Source organism: Paeniglutamicibacter sp. Y32M11, from assembly GCF_019285735.1.
In the GTDB taxonomy this organism is placed as follows: Bacteria; Actinomycetota; Actinomycetes; order Actinomycetales; family Micrococcaceae; genus Paeniglutamicibacter.
Genome location: NZ_CP079107.1, coordinates 4,047,256 through 4,069,593, shown reverse-complemented (window position 1 = coordinate 4,069,593; position 22,338 = coordinate 4,047,256). Strand labels below are relative to the sequence as shown.

The window sequence follows — 22,338 nt, the reverse complement described above, 5'->3', positions numbered from 1 at the left end:
CAGCTCAGCCCTCGACGCCGGTGAGCCCGTTCGATGTGCGGCAGTTCGGTGCTGAGCCGGATTTCTCCGGAGTCCACGCCCACAGCATGTAGCCGCCGCCAGCTAGGTCCGTGCCGTCCTGCACGTAGAGGGTGCGGCGCGGCTGCTGCCAGCATCCGGTTCGATCCACGCCTGCACCACCGGGATGCTCCGCAGTCCCGGCGCGAGTCCGGGTCCAGGACGTGCAGCGCCCCATCCTTCTCGAGCATCAGAACCGCGGGCTCCGCCCGTCAAAGCAACGCCTTTACTACTGAATAGCTCTGCATGGGCGGACTTTCCGCCCGGCCCCGCCCGGCCCCGCCTGGCGTTGCGGTTGGGATGGGGACAGGGGGTTGGATGACTTGGGTGATGATGTTCTGTAACTGGGGCTCGCCAACCTAGAGGACTGACTCATCTAGGAGTGACTGCCGAAGACGCGTCTTGGCTGGTGACCGCCACCTTGCTCGCCAGTGCAGTGGCGACTCCCATCATTTCGCGCAGCGCGGACATGTACGGCAAACGCAAGATGATGGTTGTCTGTTTGGCCGTCATGGTGGCAGGATCGGTGCTGGCAGCGGTAGGCGGCTCGTTCCTGTGGCTGATCATGGGCCTTCACTTCTTCGGTATTTTCCGGCGGGCCAAGTGGCGTTTCTCTTGTCGCTAGTTCCAGGACCTCCCCTCCATTGATCTCCACTAGGGGGTGCTTTTGCTCAGCTTCGAGGACGAGCGAGCCATGCCCCCGGCCCAGTACCGGGCCTTGGACGCTATCCTCACCCTGACGGGTCGTCCCATCCGCCACGCTGTGTTAATCCGCGACAGTGTCATTACGGACGATGACGGGATCCGTCCCGAGAAAATCCCGTTCTCAGCGGTTGCCGCGGTGAATGCGCCCTCATGGTCGGAACCGCGAGCTATACGAAACTTGCCGCAGTCATCCAGCCCTGCAGCACTGACGCCGCGGTGTCGGACCTGCAGGGATTCATGGAAGCGGCCCATCGGCCGGATTGCGGAAGCGAACCACCCGGACCACGGTGTGCATCTGGCCACCCACAGTGATGACATGGACACCATCCGCGACGCACTCGTGGGGTCCACCCAGAAGCCGGGAATGGGACCAATATCCAGTCTCGTGCAGTACTCCTAGGAGCCGCGCGGGCCGTACATGATCAGCCCCACTCCGGCCAGGGCAATGATGGCACCGGTGATGTCCCAACGATCTGGACGGAAACCATCAAGGAACACCGCCCAGATCAGTGAACCAGCAATGAAGACGCCTCCGTAGGCGGCCAAGATGCGGCCGAAGTTGGCATCGGGCTGGAGCGTGGCCACGATGCCATAAAGTCCCAGTGCTACCGCACCGCCACCGATCCACAACCAGCCACGATGCTCACGGATACCCTGCCAGATCAGCCAGGCGCCGCCGATTTCCAGCACCGCGGCAACACCAAAAAGCAGGATTGATTTGATCACAGTCATACCCGTAATCCTTTCATCATCACCTGATGCATGTTTGCCATCACACGGTGCCACCAATATTCGATTCGCGGCCGTATCCACGGTAATCTCGAGCGCATGGATATGGGCGAACTGGTTATTAATCATGAATTTGCGGCACCCCGTGCGGCACTGTGGGCGGCCTTCACCGAACCCGAGATCCTGGCCGAGTGGTTCGGCCCAGAGGGTTGGGGCGTGCATGTGGACACCGTCACCATCGAGCCACGTATTGGGGGCGTACAGAAGTTCGTGATGCACCTGCTCGAGGACCCCACGCAGACCTCGCCGGTGCACGCGAAGTTCACCGAGGTGCGGGAACACGAACTGCTCGTGGGTGAAGACGGGCCCCATGAAATGACCCTGAACCTGGTGATCACCATGCGTGTGGAATTCGCCGACTGCCCGATGGGCACCGCGCTGACAATCACCCAGGGTCCGCTGCCGGGTGAGGTTCTGGTTCCGGCACGCGCCGGCTGGGAGTCCTCGTTCACCAAACTAGAGGCGTTGTTCGCCGCTCACCTTTAGGTCTTCGCATCGTTCCTAGCCGCGCCCGATGTACGGCATTCCGGCCGCGGTGATGGTGACATTGTTGATCGAGACCTCGGCCGGGGCCGTGGCAATGAACTCCACGGTGGCCGAGGCCAGCTCCATGTCGAAGGTCGGCTCGACCTTCCGGCTACCGTCGGCCTGTAAGGCACCCGAAGTTGCTCCAACATCCTGCATCATCTCCGAGGCTGCGTTGCCGATGTCGATCTGCGAGCAGGAAATGCCATAGGGGCGACCGTCCAGCTCGATGGACTTGGTCAATCCTGTGACGGCATGTTTGGTCACCGCGTAGGCAACGGAGGCCGGTCGTGGCACGTGGGCGCTGATTGAGCCGTTATTGATGATGCGCCCACCGCCGGATTCCTGCATGTGCCTGAAGGCGGCTCCAGCGCAGAACATCGTCCCATTGAGGTTCACGGCGCAGACGTCCTGCCATTGCTGCGCCGAAAGCTCTCCGATGGTTGCGGCGCAGCCGAAGACACCGGCGTTGTTAAAGAGCACGTCGATCTTGCCGAAACGTTCGATTCCGGCGGCGAAAAGTCGCTCTACCGCCGACGAATCGGTGATGTCCGTCGGAACTACCAGGGCATGGGGGTAGGCGCTGGCGCTTTGTCGCAGTTGTTCCTCACGTCGACCGGCGAGGACCACGTTCCATCCCGCGGCGAGCATCCGCCGGGTCACCGAACGCCCGATCCCGGACCCGGCTCCTGTGATCAGCATGGTTCGAGGCGCGGGCCCGCCTTGATTCTGGACTGGATTCAAGTGAAATCATCCTTTGAGCGTGAGGCTGTCATTCTTCTCTGTGAACCTGTCCTGAGGATGAGCTGCGCGGTGTTTAGCTCCCCGTCTACTGGTGTTGATGCCGCCGTATGGGAAGTAGCCCATGGGCTGGCGGTCGTAGTGTAGGCGTTTCCTGGGTCATGGCATCATGACGTGGTCCCCGACACCGTGCGGGATGCCGGTCACCTTGGTGTTAGTTGCGCGTGGTCCAGAGCCGCGACCAGAGCCCGACCCGTGGCTTGGTGCGACGCGGTTCGATACTAAGATCCGGATCTAATCCCCTGATGGGATGGAACATGCTGGTGGTCAGCGCCGTAGACGTTTCCGGAACCGTGTGTGGTTGTGTCTCGCTGGATACTTCAGCGATGGGCTGGGTGACTTTCACGTGATCCTCCTCGGAACGATCTGAATTCCGATATATGGAAATTTAATATTGTCTTGTGAGAATAAGTATGAACGCGAATCATGTGAACCGCAAGAGGGAAATGTGACGTGCTTCGCACCCAGCCGGGGCGGCTTTGGGGGCAGCGGGCCGCGAAAGGAGATTCGCCGAAGCCCTTGACGGATGGAGTGTGAGCGGAGTTACATGGTGTGAAAGCAAAGTTCCACCATCCAGAAACATCGAGTCGAAGCCGGTTCACGCCGGTGGTAAGGGTGTTCAGCCCTGGATGGTGTCGGTATACCAAGCAGGAATGAAAGAGCTGATCACCCCATGGACATTTCTCGTTTTAATGCACTCGACGCAAAGACAGCGGACGCAGTGCTTCGACCATGTGCCGACGTAGATCGCTGGGTTGAAGCCACTCTTGATGCCCGCCCTTTTAGTTCTCTTGAAGAACTTCTGGCCTGTGCACAAACTGCCGCCAACCCCTTCACCGAAGCGGAGATCAACGCGGCACTGGCCCACCATCCCCGCATCGGGGAACGCGCCGCCGGGTCCTCGGCAGAAGCGGCGCTCAGCCGCGGCGAACAATCCGATCTGGCCTTCGACGCGCAGGTTGCCGCCGAGCTGCTGGCTGGGAACCGCGCCTACGAAGAACGGTTCTCCCGGCTTTTTCTCATCCGGGCCGCAGGCCGAAGCAGCAAAGAAATTCTTGCAGAACTGCGTCGCCGTCTGAGGAACGACTTTGAGACCGAGCTGGTGGAAGTCGACGAGCAGCTGCGTGCCATCGCGCTTCTGCGTCTTGCCGCGGCGTTCAACCGTGTGCCCGACCGCTAAATCACAGGCCAAAATTTGCTGGTTTTCTTTCCCCTTCAACGAATCCAAAGGAGTCCTTGATGAGTGTCACCCAGGCTGCGAGAAGCCACATCACCACCCATGTACTCGACACCGGGACCGGGAGGCCTGCCTCCGGTGTCAAGGCCACGCTGGAAGCCAAGACGGCATCCGGATGGCAAGAAATCGGGTCAGGAGTCACCGATGCCGATGGGCGCATCCAGACCCTTGGTCCGACAAAGGTTGAAGCTGGTCACCACCGAATTACCTTCGGCACGGGTGACTACTTCGGAATGACGGGTACGGAAACCTTCTTTCCCGTGGTCAGCATCGATTTCGTCATTAGCGACACCGCTGCTCATTACCACGTGCCTCTTCTTATCAGCCCGTTTGCTTATTCCACGTACCGAGGGAGCTAGAGAACATGAATACCGCAGCAACCGAAAAACGAACAGGCACCAAGATCGTGCTTGGAGCCAATCAATATGGCAAGGCCGAAGTCCGGCTGGTGAAAATCACGCGCGACACCGCCCGCCACCAGATCGAGGATTTGAACGTCACCTCTCAGCTTCGCGGCGATTTTCTCGCCGCGCACGTCGATGGGGACAACCGGCACGTCGTTGCCACCGACACGCAGAAGAACACCGTCTACGGCCTTGCCCGGGATGGAGTTGGCTCACCGGAGGCGTTCCTACTGCGGCTCGGTAAGCACTTCACCACGGAATTTGACTGGGTCACCGGTGGACGATGGGCAGCCGAACAATATTTCTGGGACCGCATCCGGAATCACGACCACGCCTTTTCCCGAAACAAGTGCGAGGTGCGAACCGCCGTACTGGAAATCACTGATGGAGAGCCGACGGTGCTGGCCGGGATTAAGGACCTGACGGTGCTCAAAACCACCGCCAGTGAATTCCGCAACTTTCCCGTCGATCGCTACACCACGCTGCAGGAAACCGATGACAGGATTCTTGCCACCGATGTCAGCAGCCGCTGGCGCTACAGCTCGACCGCGGTAGCCGGAGGGGTCCTGGATTTCAACGCCGTCTATGCCTCGGTGCGTGAACTGCTGCTAACGGGTTTCGCCGCCAGACATTCCTTTGCTTTGCAGCAAACGATGTTCGACATGGGCGAGGCGGTACTCGAAGCCCATCCGGAGATCGAGGAGATCAGGTTCTCCCTGCCCAACAAGCATCATTTCCTTGTTGATCTGACGCCATTTGGTCAAGACAACCCGAATGAGGTCTTCTTTGCGGCGGATCGTCCGTACGGCCTGATCGAGGCTGCCATCACCCGGGAAGGGGCTTCTGCGGCCCACCCCATCTGGGAAAATACGCCCGGATTCTGCTAACCGATAGGGTTTGGGGGTACCTGCGCTGCCACGCGGGCACCCCCAATGCGTCGCAATCCATCAAGGAGTCAGACATGAACGCTGCGCAAGTCAAAAATACATTATCCCGGCCCGAGGACGAGCGGCTACCCCTGGGTAAAACCGTCGCATACGGGCTCCAACACGTATTAACCATGTATGGCGGCATCATTGCCCCGCCGCTGATCATCGGAGGGGCCGCGGGGCTGAGCCCGGAGCAAATCGGCGTGCTCGTCGCCAGCTGCCTTTTTGTCGGCGGTCTGGCCACGATCCTACAAACCGTCGGAATCCCGTTTTTTGGCTGTCAGCTTCCGCTGGTGCAGGGCACCTCGTTTGCTTCGGTGTCCACCATGGTGGCGATTGTTAATGGGGACGGTGGTCTCCAGTCGGTATTTGGTGCCGTCTTGGCCGCCTCGGTGATCGGCTTCCTGATCGCCCCGTTCTTCGCGAAAATTGTACGATTCTTCCCACCGGTGGTGACCGGCGTGGTCATCACCATGATCGGACTCTCGCTCACCCCGGTGGCCGCCAACTGGGCCATGGGCGGGAACACCAAGGCCGATGACTACGGGTCGTTGGCCAACATCGGACTCGCCGGAATGACCATGGTCATCGTGCTATTGCTCTCTAAGGTCGGAAAGGCGGCGATCTCGCGTCTGTCGATTCTGTTGGCGATGGTCATCGGCACCATCATCGCGGTATTCCTAGGCATGGCGGACTTCTCCGCGGTGGCCCACGGCACCATCTTTGCCTTCCCGCAGCCTCTTGCCTTCGGCTGGCCTGTCTTTGAGGTTGGTGCCATCGTCTCAATGACAATTGTCGTCATCGTGATCCTCACCGAGACCACCGCGGACATTCTGGCGGTCGGCGAGATTGCCAAGACCCGGGTAGATTCGCGGCGCATCGCCAACGGACTGCGTGCGGACATGGCCTCGAGCATTTTGGCCCCCGTCTTCAACACCTTCACGCAGAGCGCGTTCGCGCAGAACGTCGGGCTGGTGGCCATTACCGGCGTCAAGTCCCGCTTTGTGGTCACCGCAGGGGGTGGCATCCTCGTGGTCCTAGGTCTGTTGCCGGTGCTCGGCCGCGTGGTTGCTGCCATCCCCACCCCCGTGCTGGGCGGGGCGGGGATCGTACTTTTCGGCACCGTTGCGGCTTCCGGCATTCGCACGTTGGCTAGCGTGAAGTACGAGAACAACTTGAATCTGATCATCGTGGCGACCTCGATCGCCTCTGGCGCCGTGCCCATTGTGAAGCCCGATTTCTACGACGCGTTCCCAACGTGGTTCGCCACCATCTTCCACTCGGGCATTAGCTCGGCTGCGGTCATGGCCGTGTTGCTCAACCTGCTCTTTAACGAGCTGAAGATTGGCACTCCGAGGAAAGACGGTTCGGCCTTTGCCGCGGCCCCGCCGCGCATGCTCATTGCGGATCAGATTCCGCGCATCGTCAAGGCCGAGGAGATCCGCGGGCTGCTAGAGGGGGACCGCTTCAAGTCCGGCAAGATTATTGACGCAAACGGTGATGAAATCCCCGTCGTCAACGAGGACGAATTTAAGGGCATCGTGGAGGCGCATCGCAAAAAATGTGCGAAAGCCGGCGTTCCATGCCCGGACGAGTCCGAATTTATGCGTTCTTCTCCGCCCGCAACACACCACTGATCCGCCGGTGCGGTCGATTTAACGAGCAAGACGGTCCGGTGGAAGCGGGGAATCACTGTTCCCGCATCCACGGGACCGTCTTGTGGTGTTTGTGCGGGTGTTAGCCGGTCGTCACGGCCAGCGCCGCGGAAAGCTGGGTGGTCGCCGCGCGCAGCAGCGGTACGGCCCGGGCGGCGAATTCGTCGCTCAGTCGGGTGACCGGACCGGAGATGGAGATGGCCATTGGTGTCGGTGCGCCGGGGATCGACATCGCCAGACAGCGCACACCGATCTCTTGCTCTTCCTCATCGATCGCGTAGCCGCGTGCCCGCACTTTTTCGAGTTCGTCAAAGAGCTGGTGCATGGTTCCAATGGTCTTTGGCGTGTGAGCCGGCATACCGGCTTGGTTGACTAGGCGCTGGACCCGTTCGTTGTCCAGCACCGCCAGGATCGCCTTGCCGACGCCGGTGCCGTGGAGTGAGGAACGGCGTCCAACCTCGGTAATCATGCGCATCGCGTGCGGCGACTGGGCCTGGGAAATGTAGGTGACCATGTCGCCGTCGAGCACCGCGATGCTGGCCGATTCGCCCAAACCGTTCACCAGGTTCTGGAGGATGGGAGTGGACAGCGCTCCAAGCTGGCGATTGGCAACCTCGCCCAGACGGATCAGCCGGGGGCCCAGGGCGTAGCGGCGGTTGCTCAGCTGGCGGACGTATCCAATGCCCACCAGGGTACGCAGCAGCCGGTGGATGGTGGGCAACGGGAGCGTGGTGTCCATGGCCAGTTCGCTGAGGGCCGCTTCTCCGCCGGCCCGGCCAATGAGCTCGAGAAGCTCGAAAGCGCGCTCGACGGATTGGACGCCCGATGTCGTCTTTACTTCGGCCATGGAAATGCTCCTGGATCTTTGTGGGCGAGCGCGAATCATGGGGATGATCTCGCAAATGGGCTGGTACTTGGGCCCAACAATACCGGAGCCTCAGAAGATTATTCCACGATCCGAAACTTTGGCACACAATTCCCGTGACCCATTGCACATAGATGCTTGTAATTTCACTCCGCAGATAATAGTATCCACTATACGGAAACATTTTCAGGAGGACGATATGGCTGTTCCAAGCCCGGGATATTCCCTGACGTTGCGTGTCCAAACGCCCGTCTCGATCACTGCAACCAGCGAATTGGCAGCGGCCGTGGGTCGCGCCGGAGGTTCGATCACCGCCCTTGACGTGGCCGAATCCGGCCATGACCACATGGTTGTCGACGTCAGCTGCAACACCACCGATGCCGAACACGGCCAGGTAGTCCGCGACGCCTTGGACGCTCTCGAGGGAGTGAACGTCCGCAACGTTTCGGATCGCACCTTCCTCATGCACCTAGGCGGCAAGCTTGAGGTCGTCCCCAAGGTCGCCCTGCGCAACCGCGACGATCTGTCCCGCGCTTACACCCCCGGGGTGGCCCGCGTGTGCCTGGCCATTGCCGAAAACCCAGCGGACGCCCGCAATCTGACTATCAAGCGCAACACCATTGCCGTGGTCACCGACGGCTCCGCCGTCCTGGGCCTGGGCAACATCGGCCCGGCCGCCGCGCTTCCGGTGATGGAAGGCAAAGCGGCGCTCTTTAAGCAGTTCGCCAACGTCGATGCCTGGCCCGTCTGCCTAGACACGCAGGACACCGAGGAGATCATCATGATCGTCAAGGCGCTCGCGCCGGTCTACGGCGGGGTAAACCTCGAAGACATCGCCGCACCACGCTGCTTCGAAATCGAGGCCCGCCTGCGCGAGGAACTCGACATCCCGGTCTTCCACGATGACCAGCACGGCACCGCCATTGTCACCCTGGCCGCCCTAAACAACGCGCTACTGGTGGTCGGCAAGCAGATCGACAAGGTGCGCATCGTTGTCTCGGGGGTCGGTGCCGCAGGCAACGCCATCATCCAGCTCCTGACCGCGCGCGGTGCCACGAACATCATTGCCGCGGGCCGCAACGGCGCGATCAGCCGGGCCGATCGCTCCAGTGACCCGCACCGCCAGTGGTTGGCGGAAAATACCAACCCGGAGCAGTTCACCGGAACCCTCAAGGAAGCCATGATCGGCTCCGACGTCTTCATTGGAGTCTCCGCCCCCAACATTCTTCACGAGGCCGACATCGAAGCCATGAACAAGAACGCCATCGTTTTTGCCATGGCCAACCCGGATCCCGAGGTCGACCCAATCGCCGCTGGCCGGCACGCCACCGTTGTCGCCACCGGACGTTCCGACTTCCCCAACCAGATCAACAACGTCCTGGCCTTCCCCGGCTTCTTCCGCGGACTGCTCGACGCACACGTTTCAGATATCACCGACGAAATGTTGTTAGCGGCAGCCGATGCGATTTCCGCTCGGGTGGGCCAAGATGAACTCAACCCTGGATTTATCATTCCCTCCGTCTTCGATCCGCACGTGGCAGCAGATGTTGCCGCAGCCGTTACCGCCGCCGCCGCTAAGAACAAGTAGCAAGAGAGATCTGGTCCACCATTATGAGCATCACCCTGACACACATCCCGGCAGTTGCCACGGCCGATGAAATCCTTTCCACCGAGGCCCTTGCCTTCGTTCTTGCGTTACACCAGAAGTTCGGTGCAACCCGCGATGAGCTCCTTGAAGCCCGCACGACCGCGCGGGCCAAGGTCGCCACAACCGGGACCCTAGATTTTGATGCGGCCACCGCCGACGTCCGGGCCGGCGATTGGAAGGTCGCGCCAGCACCGGCCGCACTGCGGGACCGCCGCGTGGAAATCACCGGCCCGGCTTCCCCGGCCAAGATGGCCATCAACGCGCTGAACTCCGGTGCCAAGGTCTGGCTTGCCGACCTAGAAGACGCCTCGACCCCGACTTGGTATAACGTGGTCGATTCACTGGCCAACCTCAGCGTTGCCGCGGCCGGCACGCTGTCCTTCGAGGATGCGGCCAAGGGCAAAACCTACACCCTGCGCACCGACGCGCCTCTTGCCACTGTGGTCGTCCGCCCGCGCGGCTGGCACCTGCCCGAGGCCAACGTGCTCATCAATGACGCCCCGGCCATTGGTGCGTTGGTCGACTTCGGCCTGCACTTCTTCCACAACGCGAAGCTACTCTCCGAATCAGGCCAGGGACCGTTCTACTACCTGCCCAAAATGGAGTCAGCCCTCGAATCCCGCTTGTGGAACGACGTATTCGCCTTCGCCGAGGCCGAACTGGGCATCAAACACGGCACGGTGCGCGCCACCATGCTCATCGAGACCATTCCCGCGGCGTTCCAGATGGACGAGATGCTCTACGAGCTGCGCGACTACGCCTCGGGCCTGAACGCCGGCCGCTGGGACTACCTCTTCTCCATCATCAAGTACTTCCGCGAGGCAGGGGAAAAGTTCGTTATGCCCGATCGCGCCGACGTGGCCATGACGGCCCCGATGATGCGCGCCTACACCGAACTTTTGGTCCAGACCTGCCACAAGCGCGGAGCCTTCGCCATGGGCGGCATGGCCGCCGTCATCCCCAACCGCCGCGAACCCGAGGTCACCGCCGCCGCCTTCGCAAAGGTCCGAGCGGATAAGACCCGCGAGGCCAACGACGGCTTCGACGGCTCCTGGGTCGCCCACCCGGACCTGGTCCCGATCTGCGTCGAGGTCTTCGACTCCGTGCTGGGCACCAAGCCAAACCAGCTGGACCGACAGCGCCCCGAGGTCAACGTGACCGCCGAGCAGTTGCTCGATGTTGCTTCGGCACCGGGCTCGGTCACCGAGGCCGGAGTTAACGCCAACCTCTACGTCGCTGTCGCCTACACCGCGGTCTGGCTCTCGGGCAATGGTGCGGTGGCCATCCACAACCTCATGGAGGATGCCGCCACCGCAGAGATCTCGCGTTCGCAGATCTGGCAGCAGATCCGCAATAAGGTCGTTGCCGCGGACACCGGCAACACCATCACCGCCGAGCTTGTTGCCGAGGCCTTGGCCGTTCAGGTCGAAAAGTTGCGTTCCGAGGTCGACGACGAGCAATCCTTCGCCGCCTACTACGCGCCCGCCGCGGAGCTCATCGGCCGCCTGGTCTCCGGGCGCGATGAGGACTTTGAAGATTTCCTCACGCTGCCGGCTTACCGCCTGCTAAGTACCGAACTGGCGACAAAATGACGGGGCGCGGCGTGCTGAGCGCAGCAGCCCTAGAACAGGTCGAGCGTCAACTGGCAACCACCGACGAACTGCTGGCGAAGAGTTACCCCGGGGATTCCGGTGCGCGCCAGCCCATCCATACCGTCTATGTCCCGGCCGACCGTTTTACCCCCGAGCTGCCCGCGGCCTGGGGCGAAGCTGCCCTTGAGGCTGCCGGCGGCGTGGCCGGGCTCGCCGCCCTGGCCCAGACGCTGGGGCTGGCGGGGCCGGAGGAACTGGCCGTGCTGGTGGCCGCGAAGCTGGAACGCGAGCCCATCGAGGACCTGCGCCTGGACTTCGAGGACGGCTATGGGGACCGCGGCGATGCGGCCGAGGACGCAGCGGCCATTGCCGCGGCCGGACAGGTCACCAAGGCCGTGGCAACGGGTTTGGCCCCGCCATTTATCGGTATCCGCTTTAAGTGTTTCGAGGCACCCACCCGGTCCCGCGGGCTGCGTACGCTGGATCTGTTCATCGCCACCCTACTCGGCGCCGGTGAACTGCCCGACGGCCTGGTGCTGACCCTCCCGAAGGTCACCACCGTTGATCAGGTCAAGGCCATGGTCTTCGTCTGCGAGCAGCTGGAGGCAGCGCATTCGCTACCCGCTGGACGCCTGCGCTTCGAGGTGCAGATGGAAACCCCGCAGCTGATCCTCTCCCATGAGGGAACCGTGCCGGCGGCCACACTATTGCACGTCGGCGAGGGCAGGATTTCCTCGCTGCACTATGGCACCTACGACTACTCGGCCTCGCTGGGGATCGCGGCGGCCTATCAGTCCATGGAGCATCCGGCAGCGGACCACGCCAAAAACGTCATGCAGGTGGCCGTCGCCGGCACCGGCGTCCACCTTTCCGACGGCTCGACCAACATCCTGCCGCTGGGTGAACCGGAACAAATCCAGGCCGCCTGGGCGCTTCACGCCCGCCTGGTGCGCCGCCACCTGGAACGCGGGATCTACCAAGGCTGGGACCTACATCAGAACCAGCTGCCGACCCGCTACCTGGCGACCTACGCGTTCTACCGCGAAGGCTTTGCCGCCGCCGCGGCACGCCTGCGCAATTACGTGCACCGCTTCGAATCGTCCATCATGGATGAACCGGCAACCGCGAAGGCGCTGGCCAACTTCATCCGCCGCGGGCTGATCTGTGGCGCACTGACCGCCGAGGAAATCACCTCGACGGCCGAAATATCCCTATCCACCCTTGAATCAATCGCCCTGGCGCGAGCAACACAGACGGAGGACTCGAATGTCTAAGATCCAGACTCGTGGCGATGCAAGCTACTACACGAACTACGGTGGGCATCCGCCGCAGACCGACCTGCTGACCGACCGCGCCATCGTCACCGAGGCGTACACCGTCATCCCGCGCGGGGTGCTGCGCGACATCGTCACCTCGGTCTTCCCCGAGTGGACCGGCACCCGCGCCTGGGTGCTCAACCGCCCGGTCGCCGGCGGCTCAACCACCTTTGCCCAGTCCATCGTGGAGGTCGCCCCGGGTGGCGGCTCGGATCACCCGGAGCCGCAGGCCGAGGTTCAGTCCTTCCTGTTTGTGGTCTCCGGGCATTTGAGCGTGAGCATCAACGGCACTGCCCACACCTTGGAAGAGGGCGGCTTCGCTTACGTCCCGGCCGGCACGCAGTGGCAGGCGCACAACAACGGCGTCGAGGTGGCAACCTTCCACTGGATCCGCAAGCGCTACGAGGTCTTGGCGGGTGTTGCTGCACCGGCGCCGGTCGTCGGCAACGAGCGCGACATCGAGCCCGGCGCCATGCCGGAGACCGAGGGTAAGTGGCGCACCACGCGCATGCTCGACCCCCAGGACGTGGCGTTCGACTTCGGCGTGAATATCGTGACGTTCGAACCGGGCGCCTCGATCCCGTTCGCGGAAACCCACGTGATGGAGCACGGCCTATACGTGCTCGAGGGCAAGGCGGTCTACCGCCTGAACGCCGACTGGGTTGAGGTCGAGGCAGGGGACTACATGTCGCTGCGCGCGTTCTGTCCGCAGGCTTGTTACGCCGGCGGACCATCGAACTTCCGCTACCTGCTCTACAAGGACCAGAACCGCCAGATCGCATTGTAGTTCTGCTGATCCGTTAAAAGCCGTCGGGCCCTACAAACGCCATGCGTTTGTAGGGCCCGACGTTGTTTGCTTACCAGGTGGGCAAGACCGGCAAGGGCCCGTCGGCCTCGATGTAGCGGCCCTGGCCGCGGGCCAACCATTCGATCAGGCCCTCGCGGTCGGAGCGAACCTTCAGCGATCCGTCACCGATGACCCATTCATCGCCTTCCTCGGAGACAATACTCATGCCCGGGGCGTTCTTGGCCCGCATGGTGCGCACGGCTGCCTCCACGGCGTTCAGCTGCGAGTCCGGGTCCGCTTCGGCAATGGTCCATGCGGTGTCCAGATCATGGTGGTGAACCACGATCTCGGAGATGCGCAGCGCCACGATGGAGGTCGCGGGAATGACCTTGCCGTGCAGGTCCACCTCCTCGATCGCCAGCTCGCCGGTGAGCCGATCGGATTGCTCGGCGAAGAATTCTGCGGCCTCGCGGAAACGAGCGATGAGTTCCTCGCGGGGCAACGCCGCCAGCGTGTTGATCTCTTCGGTGCGAGCCTCCGGGGAGGCATAAAGCTGCTGCGGCTCCCCGGAAGTGGCCCAGTCGATGAGCTTCACCAGGGTGCGGCCGTTGGACGCGAGGTGCGCAATGACATCCGCGCGGCTCCACCCCTCGCACAGCGACGGGGCGGCCATTTCGGCGTCGGAGAGCGTATCGATGGTGGCTAGCATCATGCCGGTTTCGCGGCTGAGGCGGGAGAGGTCCGAGTGCAAGCGGGCTGAGTTGATCATGGTCACACCCTACCCAATGGCCAGCGGTCGAACGGTCCCGGGAAGTAATAGATATGCAACGAGTATTGACTCATATGCGATCTGGGTCGCTGGTGGTTTCCGCTGGCCAAGCGACAACACCGACGGGCTGCGGGTATGCCGGAACCGCGGGTCGTGGAGTTGCGCGTTGTCAGAGCAGCGTCGGGAGATCGGACGGCTCGATCCTGCCCGCCGGACCAGAAGCCACGAAGTGCACCCGATGCGTCCTGGAACCATCGACGTTCCGCACCACTTGGGAGAGCTCGACGGCGAACGGTCTCGCAATATCGCCCGCGCGGCGCACTGGACCCGGTCGGGTACGGCGTAGGCCCCCTGATTTTGGCGACTGTCCATCCTGTGGCCCAGACAATCTGAATGATCTCAGGGAGTTTTGCCGTGCGTTGCCCGGAAATGATCCTGAAAATAGTGGATTGGGAGATGCTTGTTTGATCTGCGAAGGCTCGCTGGCTGATGCGTGCTTCACCCATGGCATCGGCAATTAGCCGCCCAACTTCTTTCGCGCCTTGGCATGGAACTACACCCCATATTCCGGCTATCGACTTGTCGTGGGAAGACGGCCACTATCCTGCCTCCTGAGGCGCACTGCGGGGTCACACCGTTCTCCTAGAGATCGATGATTTTCCGGAAGTCTGCCACCGGATTCCGCGCAGCCCTGGCGGGGGAAGTCCGGCCTTTACACTGTGAGAATCATGGATTCTAAAACTTCGCACGGCACACAGCAGTCCGGACCCCTGCTCTTCGATGTTCCTCAACCAGGTGATCTTGATGAAATTTTCGCCATAGCCAACCACCCCCGGACCTGGGCTCACATCCCGGGCGAGCGAGTGACCGATCCGGAGCAAGTGACGGCCACCTTGGCGATGTTTGGCCGCGGTTGGCAAGAGCATGGACTATCGCATTGGGTAGTCCGACTGGGAAGCGCGGGGACTTACCCGGGCCTACTGCCCGGCCAAGTGCTGGGAACCGGGGGAGTGCACCTCTTCAAAACTGGGGCTGGGCCCAACATCTGGAATCTTGGCTACCGGCTGGATCCGGACGGCTGGGGCCACGGCTTTGCCACCCACCTGGCGCGCCGAGCCATAACAAAAGCCGGGGAAACACGGACAGAGGTACCCGTCATCGCGCGGGTGTTATCAACCAATCCCGCATCCGCCCGAGTCGCAACCAAGGTCGGGCTGCGACTGCTGTGGACGGGAGAAACCTCGCAGAAAACGCGGGCGGCAGTAGGGCTTGGTTCTGTGCAACGACTCATTTTCGCCGATCGCACCTTGGAACCCGAGGTGCTCGAATGGTTGATTTCGCGGGGATGAGCCGGAGGCCTGCCTATGGACAGGCGGGGGAATCATCAGTCGGGGCGGTGCATCGCAGGGTTGATGGCTGATGACGCGCGCTGAACGAGCTTGGGGGCAAAGACGAATTGTTCGCGCACCGCGCCGGACCCGGCCTCGCGCAGCAGTACCTCAACAGCGGTACGTCCGATTTCGACCGCAGGTTGGCGAACCGAGGTCAGGGGGGACCACCGCTGATTCCCGGCGGTGCGCCGCAAGGCCGTGGACCGCCCCCTCGAATGCGTGGACGTCATGGATGCCACCGGTTCCCGTGATTTGAAGATCTGGCTCGCCGAAGGCTCGAACTACCCGGGCCAGGCCGACATGCGTGGCCGGCAGGACCGCTTGGCCGAGTCCTTGGCACAGATCTACCCCCGCCTGAGTGGCGATCAGCGTTAGATGCTCGAGTATAAGTTCTTTGAGCCATCGGTTTACCACACCGATGTTCCCGACTGGGAACCTCCTACGCCCAGGTAGCAGCCCTCGGAGACCCGGGCCAAGGTCTGCCTGGACACCGGGCACCACGCACCGGGAACCAACGTCGAATTCATCGTGATGTAGCTGCAGCGACTGGGCAAGCTGGGATCTTTCGACTTCAACTCGCGCTTCTACGCGGACGACGACCTGATTGTGGGATCCGCGGATCCGTTCCAGCTCTTCCGCACCATGTTAGAGGTGATCCGCGGCGATGGCCTGGACGCCGACACCGAGATCACCTTCATGCTTGACCAGCGCCACAACGTCGAGAACAAGATCCAGGGCCAGATCCGCTGGGTGCTCAACGTGCAGGAAATGTATGCCCGCGCCCTGCTGGTTGATCACGACGCGTTGGTCACCGCGCAGCGTTCCGGCGACGTGCTGGCCGCCAACGCGGTGTTCATGGACGCGTTCTGCACCGATGTGCGCGCGGAATTGGCGCAGTGGCGTGCCTCCCGCGGCCTCCCAGCGGACTCGGAAGCAGCGTTCCGCGCCTCCGGCTACTAGGCGGGCATCGAGGCCGCACGCGTCGGCGCGTACAAGCCGGACGGGGTGCCTGAGTCCTTGGCCACCACTACGACGAAACCAGTCAAGGCTCCACGCACTATCAGCGGCTGGAAAGCCACCGTGGCCATGTCCAACTACACGGAGGCCGGGGCGATCATCGCGCTGGTCACCAGCCTCACGCTCTGGCAGAACGCCTTCGGCTTTGATGCCGCGCTCGTCGGGGTCATCGCCGCGGTGTCGGCCAATGCCTTCGGTGCCGCACAACTGGCCTGGTCGATCGGCCCGGCCATCGGATTCGCACTGGCAGTCCTCGTGGAACCGCTGGGAGTCACCGGAAGCCGACTGATCTTCGCGCCCCCTGGCCCGTTCGCGCTGTTCTTCTTCGCCATTGCCAGGGGCGTCTCGGCGGGCCTCGGTGCTCAGGCGTTCTACTGACTGTGGGCCGCGGAACTCTTCGCCACCAAATTCCGGGCCAGCTCCCAGGGCGTGCTGTTCATGCTCGCCCGGGTCATGGTCGGCCTGTTCTCGCTGGTCTTCCCGGTGATGCTCACCGGCATCGGCCTGGAGAAGTTCGGGCTGATCATCTTCGGCCTGCAGGTCGCTGCGCTGCTCATCGGCACCATCTGGGCCCCGGACACCGCGGGCAAGTCCCTGGAGGACATCGAAGCCGAGCGCTATGGCACGCCCCGTGCCCTGGCCGACGCGTAAAACACTTTTTAGCTGGAGAGAACCATGACATCAACAACAGTGCAAGATCTGATCACCCGGTCCAACCGGTTGGGAGCAGATAAAAAGAGGCTCGGCGCCGCTTAAGACTTATTCATCCAGGAGTGCTGAGTTTTAGCCAGCAGCACGCACGGTATCGACGAGTTCCTGGACTGCACGAGCACAGTCATTGCGCGTATAACTGAGCAAGCACAGATTCTCCGCGTCCGGCTCGTAAGAAAGCGCATTGCCGCGGCCCTGAATGATGGCATTGTCCGGTAACAGTGGGTGCTCTTCGTTGCGCTCTTCGATCATACGGGAAGAACCTGCGGCGTCGACGAGCATCTGGAAGAACTCGCGGTAGCGGAGGTTCTGGTCGCCAACCAGGTAGGCCGACCCCGTTTTTGCGCTGCGAAGCGCACCCCAAACCGCTTCCGCTAACGATCGAGCTGACATGTAGTTGGTCCCCCCAACGGGGGCAAAGTCGGGGATATCCAGCTCGTTGCCCGCGGCCCACGAGACCATTCGCCGATACCGATTCACCGATGCCCCCGGCACGACCCCGATGATGGACGGTGGATTGAGGGTCGAGACTATGAACGAGTCGTCCGCGAGTGCCCGCGCCCCCTCATCAGCAGCCTGCCGGGCCGTAATGTATGGGTTGCCGACTGCCAGGTCGGGACGGAGGTGATGGTAGTAGCTGCCTACCTGAACGAACCGGGGAACGCCCGCCTGTTTTGCCAGTGCCGCAAAACGCGGGACGCCACCGGACTGGGTCTTCTCCCAGAACTGCGAATCATCCGCGTTGCTATTCTTGTGCCTCACGTCTTGGCCGGCCGCGAAGACGATGCCGTCGAACCCCGATAGTTGCTCGGGAGTTAAGGACGGAAGCGTGTAATCGCCGATCAATATTGGGAAATCGGCTACCGGCGATTCGGCCGTCATCTGGGCGCGCGCTGCGATGGTGACGTCGTTACCCTGATCGCGCAGGTGCAGTGCGGTGTGGGCGCCGATCATGCCGGTGCCACCGACAATCAAAATCTTCATAGTAATGTTCCTTTTAGATCAGGGGTTACGAGGACGGTTGGTCCAGCCGCCGGACGCGCGGGGTACCCAGCCGCCGGCGCCGTGCGTTCCGCCGTCGACGTGAATGGTGCCGCCGGTGACGAAGCGGGACAGGTCAGAAGCGAGGAAGAGAGCCGCGCCAGCGACATCTTCGGGTTGCCCGGGACCGCCGAGAGGTGACCAGCTCGGCCACAGCGGCAGGTCCCTTTCGGGCACGAGATCGGTGTAAGGAACCTGGACGGTTTCGATCAGATCCGGGGCGAGGGCGTTCACGCGGATCCCTGACGGACCGACCTCGGCGGCGAGCGAGCGAGTGAACTGCATGAGGGCGGCCTTGTAGGCGGAGTAGATGGTATGGCCAGGCATGGCCCGGTGCGCCTCGACGGTGGTGAGATTGACGATCGAGCCGCCGCGGCCACGCTCGTTCATACCTGGCAGGACCGCGTGGGTCAAACGCAGCACGTGACCGAGATTAATCTCGTGTAGCTCCGCCCATAGGTCGGGGGCGTTGTCCGTGAAGGGTCGCGGGGGGCACAGGTAGTGACCGACGTTGTTGACGAGGATGTCGGGCCGATGTTCGAGGAGCGGGTCAGGGCTGTCAGTGCGGACATCGTGCTCAAGTGTGGTGATCGTCCCGTCCGAGCCCGGATCGAAGTCGAGTGGATTACCGAAGTATAGATCGGTGACGAGGACGTGTGCGCCGTGTGCGGCGAATGCGCGGGCAATGGCTGCGCCGATGCCCGAGGCACCGCCGGTGACGAGGGCCCGACGGCCGGTGAGCAGAGCCCCGGGCGTGAAAACCGAACTACGTATCATGGTCCGATTACAACACGCATAGTTGGAGGTCCTTTGTCGAGGTCCCGATGAGTAGGAATTATTGCTCGATGAAAACCGGACGTGGGCACGTACGACCAGCGGGGTCAGCAGACGGCAGCTTCCAATGCTGCCGTCGCGCTGGCCTGCCAGCCAGTCGTTGCTTACGGCGTACGCTTCGTGCAGCACTGGGCTCCGACACCGAGATCTGAATTTCGAGATCTCGAGGATCTGCACCACGAGGTCTCTAACTTCCGCGCCAGAGATCTGTCCGCCCTGGAGTACCCGTACGCCAGCTACCTCCTGGCGCGGCTAAACCAGTGTGTGGTCTCCCAATCGGTGCTGGTGATCTTCGGAGGTGGCGGGCGACGGACAGCGGCAGGTGCTGGGCTTCGACCTCAGTGACTGCGTGAACGAGGCCCTCGGGATAGTGTTCCTGCGCTTCTCGAAGACCCGCGGGCTGGGCGGGGTGGATCTGGCGACCTCCGATGCCCACATGTGCTTGAAAAGGTCCATCGCCACCGCGTTCCAGGGCGCCGCACGGCAACGCTTCCGCAGACATTTCATGCGCAACGTGCTCACCACGTGCCGGGCTCCCAAGAAAGTGTCGTCTCCCTTGTCCGCACCGCCTTCAGCCTGCCCGCGGCACAACAGGTCCAGCAGCAGTACCCGGAAGGTCATCAAGTTGTTCGCCTCCTCGCACCCCAAGGTCTGGGGATGTTTCGGGTGCCCGCGGGGGCGTGCTGGTTTTCACCCAGTTCCTGCCACGTCACTGGCGTGTTGGTGGCCAGGGGAAAGTGGCCAGTGGCGGCCAGCATGCAGCCAGTCGATTCGCTCGGAATGGTCATGAGAGCTGCCCGCCGGCGACCAGACAAAACGCACGAATCAAGGGTTCCGGTCGATCGCACTTCTCACGGCCCCGCAGACCTGCGGACCTTCCCTGCCGACTGCTGGGCACGCCCCATCTCGGTGCTGCCGGATCGTCCCGCAGCACCCGTTCTCGCCCGGTATAGCAACGAATCTCAATGAGGCTGGACTCTTCGTCACGCGCGATCCGCAGTCACCTTCCACGTCTCCGGTGATGACGTTTAGCCTCCGGGCGCAGAACAACTCCTACGGGTGCTTCCTCGCCCGCAGCCGCGAAGTGGCTGCCCGCCGGCGGCCACGGCCGAGCCCGCATACGGCCATGAACCAATGGCCGTCAGTGGGCACTTCTTCATGGGCGTTAATACTGGCGCAAGAAATGGTCCACAAATCCCCTGGAACGGGTCAACAAGAAAATCAAAAGACGAAACAATGGTAGGCATCTTCGCGAACCCAATGGTCCTGCTGCGCCTGGCGGCCCGGCCCTGGTGGAACAGCATGACGAATGGAAAGCCGGGGACCGACGCTACCTTTCGGAGTGCTCCATGACCGAGTTGATGACCCTGGACCAGCAGGTAAATGGCACAGTGGGGAAATGGGTTTCTTGCTTCCCCAACACATAGCCACATAATCAAACTACTGGACCGCACGGTGTTGAGAGACTCCACCATTCCAGGTGGTGCAACCACAATTCGTTTTCTGATTTAGGGGAAGTGGAGTGTATCCATGGACTACAGCGTTCAAAAGCTGAACCAATACATTCGAGGATGGATGGACTATTTCAGGCTGTCGCAGACGCCCAGAAAGTACTCCGGCCTTGATGGGTGGTTCAGGCGACGGATGCGGCAAATCCGTTGAAAGGAATGGAAAAATCGGTGGACGCGGGTGGTGAATCTGCACCGTGCGGGCATGTCGCGGGAAAAAGACCACGAATGGGGCATGACCCGTCGTGCCTATTGGGGATTACGAAATCTCCAGTCGTCCACCGTCCTAATTGGGTCTTGCCAACTGCCTGCTCGGAAGACATCGCTCGCCATTCTGTCGCCGCGCCTGGGGGTAGGTTTCAAAAGACCTAGCGAACCGCCGCATGCGGCGGTGGTGGTGGTGCGAGTATGCGGGAGCTGAACGCTCCCGCATACTCGATCGCAACGGACTTTTTCTCCGTTCGATTCGGGGGACTATACGCCCGCGGTTACCTCTACCGGTGGTACGAATGCGGCCAACGGTTCGGCGCCCTCATGGGAATGGCCCCAGTAGCTTTCGGCGGTGATTTCTTCCGAGGTGTAGTAGGCCTCGTCAACCAGCAAGCCGTCCGTGCCGTACTCGATGTCCCAACCGCCCGGTGCCCGGACGTAAAAGGAAACCATGTGGTCGTTGGTGTGGCGGCCCAGGGACGCAGTGATGTTGAAGTCCATCTGGCGAACCTTGTCGTAGGCACGGCCAACGGTGTCCAGATCCTCGACCTCGACCATGAGGTGGACCAAGCCCGGTGCCTCCCCGTGCGGGGCCGGTCCCATAGCCAGCGAGTGGTGACGTTCGTTGCAGCCATAGAAGCGGAAGCGGGTTGCTGGGCGTTGTGGACCCAGGCGGACGGCGCCGCGGGGCAGGAAGCCCAACACCTCGGTGTAGAAGGAGGTGGTCTGCTCCATCTCGGTGGTCGGCAACACCACGTGTCCCATGCCCTGCGCACCGGTGATGAACTTCTGGGCGTAACCGGTTTTCAACGGGGTGTGGTCCAGACGCGGGCCGAAGAAGATTTCAACCGGGTGGCCGGCTGGATCGGTGAACGTGATGACCTGCTCCAGGCCACGCTCGTCATTTTCCTCTTCCGTCAACCATGTGACGGTGATGCCTGCGGCCTCGACGTCCTTGGCCACGGAGGCCAGTGCGAACTGGTCGCGGACCTCCCAGCCAACGGCAACGACCTGGTCAACGTCGCCCGGAATAACGATCAGGCGGGCTTCGCGCTCATCCATGCGCAGGTACAGTCCGTCAGGGTTTGGGCCAACGGTTTCGGCGAAGCCCAGGGCCTCGACGGTCAGTTCTCGCCAGCGGGCAATGTGCTGGGTCTGAACCTTGAGATATCCAAGTCCACGGATATGAGTCATTGTCTTCCTCACTTATAGCTAGTGTCGGTGAAATGCGGTGCGGGCCAGGCCGGGTGGCCTAGAAGATCGGAACCGGTGGAAGTGATCTAACGTGCGGCCGGTGCCCCGCCGGTTCCGGAGTGGATGGCCAAAAGGCCGTCAGTTCAACGAAGGATCTTGCATCGGACAAATGGTGAATCCCATACTCTTGTCGATCATGGTGCGCTGCCTAAAATGTTCGGCTTCCAGCCAGAGGACATCGGAGGAATCTAGAACATCCTTGACGAAGCCGGTGCGCACCACCACTCCGTCCTTGCGTAGTTCCACCCGTTTGCCCGCGAGCTTCTTCCATTCGGTTTGACGTGCCATGGGAT

General features: G+C 62.1%; 29 protein-coding genes and 1 pseudogene. 18 read left to right on the top strand and 12 right to left on the bottom strand.

Annotated features, from left to right (window positions below; all coding sequences use genetic code 11):
• Positions 1 to 4 precede the first annotated feature (4 nt).
• On the bottom strand, positions 5 to 169 hold the full coding sequence (locus KUF55_RS18115; RefSeq protein ID WP_218817572.1) for a hypothetical protein: 165 nt from the start codon (positions 167 to 169) through the stop codon (positions 5 to 7).
• A gap of 270 nt (positions 170 to 439) precedes the next feature.
• On the opposite strand from KUF55_RS18115, the gene KUF55_RS18110 reads away from it, so the two are divergent.
• The gene (locus KUF55_RS18110; RefSeq protein WP_255557171.1) at positions 440 to 682 is read left to right on the top strand and encodes an MFS transporter; all 243 of its coding nucleotides are present in this window, start codon (positions 440 to 442) and stop codon (positions 680 to 682) included.
• A 476-nt stretch (positions 683 to 1,158) separates the two neighbouring features.
• Here the strand turns inward: KUF55_RS18110 and KUF55_RS18105 are convergent, their stop codons facing one another.
• Complete coding sequence (locus KUF55_RS18105) at positions 1,159 to 1,494, bottom strand: YnfA family protein (protein WP_168150973.1); 336 nt, start codon at positions 1,492 to 1,494, stop codon at positions 1,159 to 1,161.
• Between the two features lie 96 nt (positions 1,495 to 1,590).
• On the opposite strand from KUF55_RS18105, the gene KUF55_RS18100 reads away from it, so the two are divergent.
• Entirely contained in the window at positions 1,591 to 2,037 is a 447-nt protein-coding gene (locus tag KUF55_RS18100) for an SRPBCC domain-containing protein (protein ID WP_218817571.1), read from the top strand.
• A 15-nt stretch (positions 2,038 to 2,052) separates the two neighbouring features.
• Here the strand turns inward: KUF55_RS18100 and KUF55_RS18095 are convergent, their stop codons facing one another.
• The gene (locus tag KUF55_RS18095; RefSeq protein ID WP_218818862.1) at positions 2,053 to 2,778 is read right to left on the bottom strand and encodes an SDR family oxidoreductase; all 726 of its coding nucleotides are present in this window, start codon (positions 2,776 to 2,778) and stop codon (positions 2,053 to 2,055) included.
• Between the two features lie 253 nt (positions 2,779 to 3,031).
• On the bottom strand, positions 3,032 to 3,223 hold the full coding sequence (locus KUF55_RS18090; protein WP_218817570.1) for a hypothetical protein: 192 nt from the start codon (positions 3,221 to 3,223) through the stop codon (positions 3,032 to 3,034).
• A gap of 327 nt (positions 3,224 to 3,550) precedes the next feature.
• Here KUF55_RS18090 and uraD point away from each other — a divergent pair, with 327 nt between their 5' ends.
• The 4 genes from uraD (at position 3,551) to KUF55_RS18070 (ending at position 7,084) form a co-directional block, all read left to right on the top strand.
• On the top strand, positions 3,551 to 4,057 hold the full coding sequence (gene uraD / locus KUF55_RS18085) for a 2-oxo-4-hydroxy-4-carboxy-5-ureidoimidazoline decarboxylase (RefSeq protein WP_218817569.1): 507 nt from the start codon (positions 3,551 to 3,553) through the stop codon (positions 4,055 to 4,057).
• A gap of 59 nt (positions 4,058 to 4,116) precedes the next feature.
• Complete coding sequence (gene uraH / locus KUF55_RS18080) at positions 4,117 to 4,473, top strand: hydroxyisourate hydrolase (RefSeq protein WP_218817568.1); 357 nt, start codon at positions 4,117 to 4,119, stop codon at positions 4,471 to 4,473.
• A gap of 5 nt (positions 4,474 to 4,478) precedes the next feature.
• Positions 4,479 to 5,405 (top strand): factor-independent urate hydroxylase, encoded by a 927-nt coding sequence (pucL, locus tag KUF55_RS18075; RefSeq protein ID WP_218817567.1) that lies wholly within the window; start codon positions 4,479 to 4,481, stop codon positions 5,403 to 5,405.
• A 74-nt stretch (positions 5,406 to 5,479) separates the two neighbouring features.
• A complete protein-coding gene (locus tag KUF55_RS18070; protein ID WP_218817566.1) occupies positions 5,480 to 7,084 on the top strand; it encodes a nucleobase:cation symporter-2 family protein in 1,605 nt (534 codons plus the stop codon).
• 100 nt (positions 7,085 to 7,184) lie between these two features.
• Here KUF55_RS18070 and KUF55_RS18065 read toward each other — a convergent pair whose 3' ends face one another.
• Positions 7,185 to 7,949, bottom strand: coding sequence for an IclR family transcriptional regulator (locus KUF55_RS18065; RefSeq protein ID WP_218817565.1), 765 nt, complete (start codon positions 7,947 to 7,949; stop codon positions 7,185 to 7,187).
• A 217-nt stretch (positions 7,950 to 8,166) separates the two neighbouring features.
• Between KUF55_RS18065 and KUF55_RS18060 the strand changes: the two genes are divergently transcribed.
• Genes KUF55_RS18060 through KUF55_RS18045 form a run of 4 tightly spaced genes read left to right on the top strand, consistent with a single transcriptional unit; the run spans position 8,167 to position 13,310 of the window.
• A complete protein-coding gene (locus KUF55_RS18060; protein WP_218817564.1) occupies positions 8,167 to 9,555 on the top strand; it encodes an NAD-dependent malic enzyme in 1,389 nt (462 codons plus the stop codon).
• Positions 9,556 to 9,578: 23 nt separating this feature from the next.
• Positions 9,579 to 11,207 carry a malate synthase A gene (gene aceB / locus KUF55_RS18055; RefSeq protein ID WP_218817563.1) on the top strand — a complete coding sequence of 543 codons (1,629 nt, stop codon included), beginning with the start codon at positions 9,579 to 9,581 and terminating at the stop codon, positions 11,205 to 11,207.
• Positions 11,204 to 12,481 (top strand): aldolase, encoded by a 1,278-nt coding sequence (locus KUF55_RS18050; protein ID WP_218817562.1) that lies wholly within the window; start codon positions 11,204 to 11,206, stop codon positions 12,479 to 12,481. The genes aceB and KUF55_RS18050 overlap by 4 nt, the downstream gene beginning before the upstream one ends.
• Positions 12,474 to 13,310: a bifunctional allantoicase/(S)-ureidoglycine aminohydrolase gene (locus KUF55_RS18045; RefSeq protein WP_218817561.1), complete on the top strand. Its 837-nt coding sequence runs from the start codon at positions 12,474 to 12,476 to the stop codon at positions 13,308 to 13,310. The genes KUF55_RS18050 and KUF55_RS18045 overlap by 8 nt, the downstream gene beginning before the upstream one ends.
• 70 nt (positions 13,311 to 13,380) lie before the next feature.
• On the opposite strand, the gene KUF55_RS18040 is transcribed toward KUF55_RS18045, so the two are convergent.
• Positions 13,381 to 14,079: a maleylpyruvate isomerase family mycothiol-dependent enzyme gene (locus KUF55_RS18040; protein ID WP_218817560.1), complete on the bottom strand. Its 699-nt coding sequence runs from the start codon at positions 14,077 to 14,079 to the stop codon at positions 13,381 to 13,383.
• A 2-nt stretch (positions 14,080 to 14,081) separates the two neighbouring features.
• Positions 14,082 to 14,585 carry a helix-turn-helix domain-containing protein gene (locus KUF55_RS19120; RefSeq protein ID WP_370630928.1) on the bottom strand — a complete coding sequence of 168 codons (504 nt, stop codon included), beginning with the start codon at positions 14,583 to 14,585 and terminating at the stop codon, positions 14,082 to 14,084.
• Between the two features lie 222 nt (positions 14,586 to 14,807).
• Between KUF55_RS19120 and KUF55_RS18035 the strand changes: the two genes are divergently transcribed.
• Positions 14,808 to 15,428, top strand: a complete 621-nt coding sequence (locus KUF55_RS18035; RefSeq protein WP_218817559.1) for a GNAT family N-acetyltransferase — start codon at positions 14,808 to 14,810, stop codon at positions 15,426 to 15,428.
• A 35-nt stretch (positions 15,429 to 15,463) separates the two neighbouring features.
• Here KUF55_RS18035 and KUF55_RS18030 read toward each other — a convergent pair whose 3' ends face one another.
• Positions 15,464 to 15,700 carry a substrate-binding domain-containing protein gene (locus KUF55_RS18030; protein ID WP_218817558.1) on the bottom strand — a complete coding sequence of 79 codons (237 nt, stop codon included), beginning with the start codon at positions 15,698 to 15,700 and terminating at the stop codon, positions 15,464 to 15,466.
• Between KUF55_RS18030 and KUF55_RS18025 the strand changes: the two are divergent.
• From KUF55_RS18025 to KUF55_RS18925, 3 genes and pseudogenes are all read left to right on the top strand, one after another.
• Positions 15,651 to 16,430, top strand: a pseudogene (locus tag KUF55_RS18025) (rhamnose isomerase); the annotation flags it as partial. The gene KUF55_RS18030 and the pseudogene KUF55_RS18025 overlap by 50 nt on opposite strands.
• Positions 16,431 to 16,475: 45 nt before the next feature.
• Entirely contained in the window at positions 16,476 to 16,865 is a 390-nt protein-coding gene (locus tag KUF55_RS18930) for a hypothetical protein (protein WP_255557170.1), read from the top strand.
• Between the two features lie 60 nt (positions 16,866 to 16,925).
• A complete protein-coding gene (locus KUF55_RS18925; protein ID WP_255557486.1) occupies positions 16,926 to 17,138 on the top strand; it encodes a hypothetical protein in 213 nt (70 codons plus the stop codon).
• Positions 17,139 to 17,270: 132 nt separating this feature from the next.
• On the opposite strand, the gene KUF55_RS18015 is transcribed toward KUF55_RS18925, so the two are convergent.
• Both KUF55_RS18015 and KUF55_RS18010 read right to left on the bottom strand, forming a co-directional pair.
• Entirely contained in the window at positions 17,271 to 18,182 is a 912-nt protein-coding gene (locus KUF55_RS18015) for an NAD(P)-dependent oxidoreductase (RefSeq protein WP_218817557.1), read from the bottom strand.
• 18 nt (positions 18,183 to 18,200) lie between these two features.
• Positions 18,201 to 19,016, bottom strand: coding sequence for an SDR family NAD(P)-dependent oxidoreductase (locus KUF55_RS18010; protein ID WP_218817556.1), 816 nt, complete (start codon positions 19,014 to 19,016; stop codon positions 18,201 to 18,203).
• An 81-nt stretch (positions 19,017 to 19,097) separates the two neighbouring features.
• On the opposite strand from KUF55_RS18010, the gene KUF55_RS18005 reads away from it, so the two are divergent.
• The 4 genes from KUF55_RS18005 to KUF55_RS19110 all read left to right on the top strand — a co-directional run bounded on the left by KUF55_RS18005 (position 19,098) and on the right by KUF55_RS19110 (position 20,735).
• On the top strand, positions 19,098 to 19,418 hold the full coding sequence (locus KUF55_RS18005; RefSeq protein ID WP_218817555.1) for a hypothetical protein: 321 nt from the start codon (positions 19,098 to 19,100) through the stop codon (positions 19,416 to 19,418).
• Positions 19,372 to 19,863, top strand: a complete 492-nt coding sequence (locus KUF55_RS19115; protein ID WP_218817554.1) for a transposase — start codon at positions 19,372 to 19,374, stop codon at positions 19,861 to 19,863. Before KUF55_RS18005 ends, KUF55_RS19115 begins: the two co-directional genes overlap by 47 nt.
• 409 nt (positions 19,864 to 20,272) lie before the next feature.
• Positions 20,273 to 20,500, top strand: coding sequence for a transposase (locus KUF55_RS17995; RefSeq protein ID WP_218818861.1), 228 nt, complete (start codon positions 20,273 to 20,275; stop codon positions 20,498 to 20,500).
• A gap of 103 nt (positions 20,501 to 20,603) precedes the next feature.
• Positions 20,604 to 20,735 (top strand): group II intron maturase-specific domain-containing protein, encoded by a 132-nt coding sequence (locus KUF55_RS19110; protein ID WP_218817553.1) that lies wholly within the window; start codon positions 20,604 to 20,606, stop codon positions 20,733 to 20,735.
• Between the two features lie 320 nt (positions 20,736 to 21,055).
• Here KUF55_RS19110 and KUF55_RS17985 read toward each other — a convergent pair whose 3' ends face one another.
• Together KUF55_RS17985 and KUF55_RS17980 are read right to left on the bottom strand one after the other, a co-directional pair.
• Entirely contained in the window at positions 21,056 to 21,985 is a 930-nt protein-coding gene (locus tag KUF55_RS17985) for a VOC family protein (RefSeq protein WP_218817552.1), read from the bottom strand.
• A 138-nt stretch (positions 21,986 to 22,123) separates the two neighbouring features.
• On the bottom strand, positions 22,124 to 22,333 hold the full coding sequence (locus tag KUF55_RS17980; protein WP_218817551.1) for a hypothetical protein: 210 nt from the start codon (positions 22,331 to 22,333) through the stop codon (positions 22,124 to 22,126).
• Positions 22,334 to 22,338: the final 5 nt, after the last annotated feature.

What these genes read in the sequence shown, in the direction of transcription:
- KUF55_RS18105 (WP_168150973.1), bottom strand. Translation starts at nt 1,494, where the DNA reads ATGACTGTGATCAAATCAATCCTGCTTTTTGGTGTTGCCGCGGTGCTG.
- KUF55_RS18100 (WP_218817571.1), top strand. Translation starts at nt 1,591, where the DNA reads ATGGATATGGGCGAACTGGTTATTAATCATGAATTTGCGGCACCCCGT.
- KUF55_RS18095 (WP_218818862.1), bottom strand. Translation starts at nt 2,778, where the DNA reads ATGCTGATCACAGGAGCCGGGTCCGGGATCGGGCGTTCGGTGACCCGG.
- uraD (WP_218817569.1), top strand. Translation starts at nt 3,551, where the DNA reads ATGGACATTTCTCGTTTTAATGCACTCGACGCAAAGACAGCGGACGCA.
- uraH (WP_218817568.1), top strand. Translation starts at nt 4,117, where the DNA reads ATGAGTGTCACCCAGGCTGCGAGAAGCCACATCACCACCCATGTACTC.
- pucL (WP_218817567.1), top strand. Translation starts at nt 4,479, where the DNA reads ATGAATACCGCAGCAACCGAAAAACGAACAGGCACCAAGATCGTGCTT.
- KUF55_RS18070 (WP_218817566.1), top strand. Translation starts at nt 5,480, where the DNA reads ATGAACGCTGCGCAAGTCAAAAATACATTATCCCGGCCCGAGGACGAG.
- KUF55_RS18065 (WP_218817565.1), bottom strand. Translation starts at nt 7,949, where the DNA reads ATGGCCGAAGTAAAGACGACATCGGGCGTCCAATCCGTCGAGCGCGCT.
- KUF55_RS18060 (WP_218817564.1), top strand. Translation starts at nt 8,167, where the DNA reads ATGGCTGTTCCAAGCCCGGGATATTCCCTGACGTTGCGTGTCCAAACG.
- aceB (WP_218817563.1), top strand. Translation starts at nt 9,579, where the DNA reads ATGAGCATCACCCTGACACACATCCCGGCAGTTGCCACGGCCGATGAA.
- KUF55_RS18050 (WP_218817562.1), top strand. Translation starts at nt 11,204, where the DNA reads ATGACGGGGCGCGGCGTGCTGAGCGCAGCAGCCCTAGAACAGGTCGAG.
- KUF55_RS18045 (WP_218817561.1), top strand. Translation starts at nt 12,474, where the DNA reads ATGTCTAAGATCCAGACTCGTGGCGATGCAAGCTACTACACGAACTAC.
- KUF55_RS18040 (WP_218817560.1), bottom strand. Translation starts at nt 14,079, where the DNA reads ATGATCAACTCAGCCCGCTTGCACTCGGACCTCTCCCGCCTCAGCCGC.
- KUF55_RS19120 (WP_370630928.1), bottom strand. Translation starts at nt 14,585, where the DNA reads ATGGGTGAAGCACGCATCAGCCAGCGAGCCTTCGCAGATCAAACAAGC.
- KUF55_RS18035 (WP_218817559.1), top strand. Translation starts at nt 14,808, where the DNA reads ATGGATTCTAAAACTTCGCACGGCACACAGCAGTCCGGACCCCTGCTC.
- KUF55_RS18030 (WP_218817558.1), bottom strand. Translation starts at nt 15,700, where the DNA reads ATGACGTCCACGCATTCGAGGGGGCGGTCCACGGCCTTGCGGCGCACC.
- KUF55_RS18925 (WP_255557486.1), top strand. Translation starts at nt 16,926, where the DNA reads ATGCTCGCCCGGGTCATGGTCGGCCTGTTCTCGCTGGTCTTCCCGGTG.
- KUF55_RS18015 (WP_218817557.1), bottom strand. Translation starts at nt 18,182, where the DNA reads ATGAAGATTTTGATTGTCGGTGGCACCGGCATGATCGGCGCCCACACC.
- KUF55_RS18010 (WP_218817556.1), bottom strand. Translation starts at nt 19,016, where the DNA reads ATGATACGTAGTTCGGTTTTCACGCCCGGGGCTCTGCTCACCGGCCGT.
- KUF55_RS19110 (WP_218817553.1), top strand. Translation starts at nt 20,604, where the DNA reads ATGGACTACAGCGTTCAAAAGCTGAACCAATACATTCGAGGATGGATG.
- KUF55_RS17985 (WP_218817552.1), bottom strand. Translation starts at nt 21,985, where the DNA reads ATGACTCATATCCGTGGACTTGGATATCTCAAGGTTCAGACCCAGCAC.
- KUF55_RS17980 (WP_218817551.1), bottom strand. Translation starts at nt 22,333, where the DNA reads ATGGCACGTCAAACCGAATGGAAGAAGCTCGCGGGCAAACGGGTGGAA.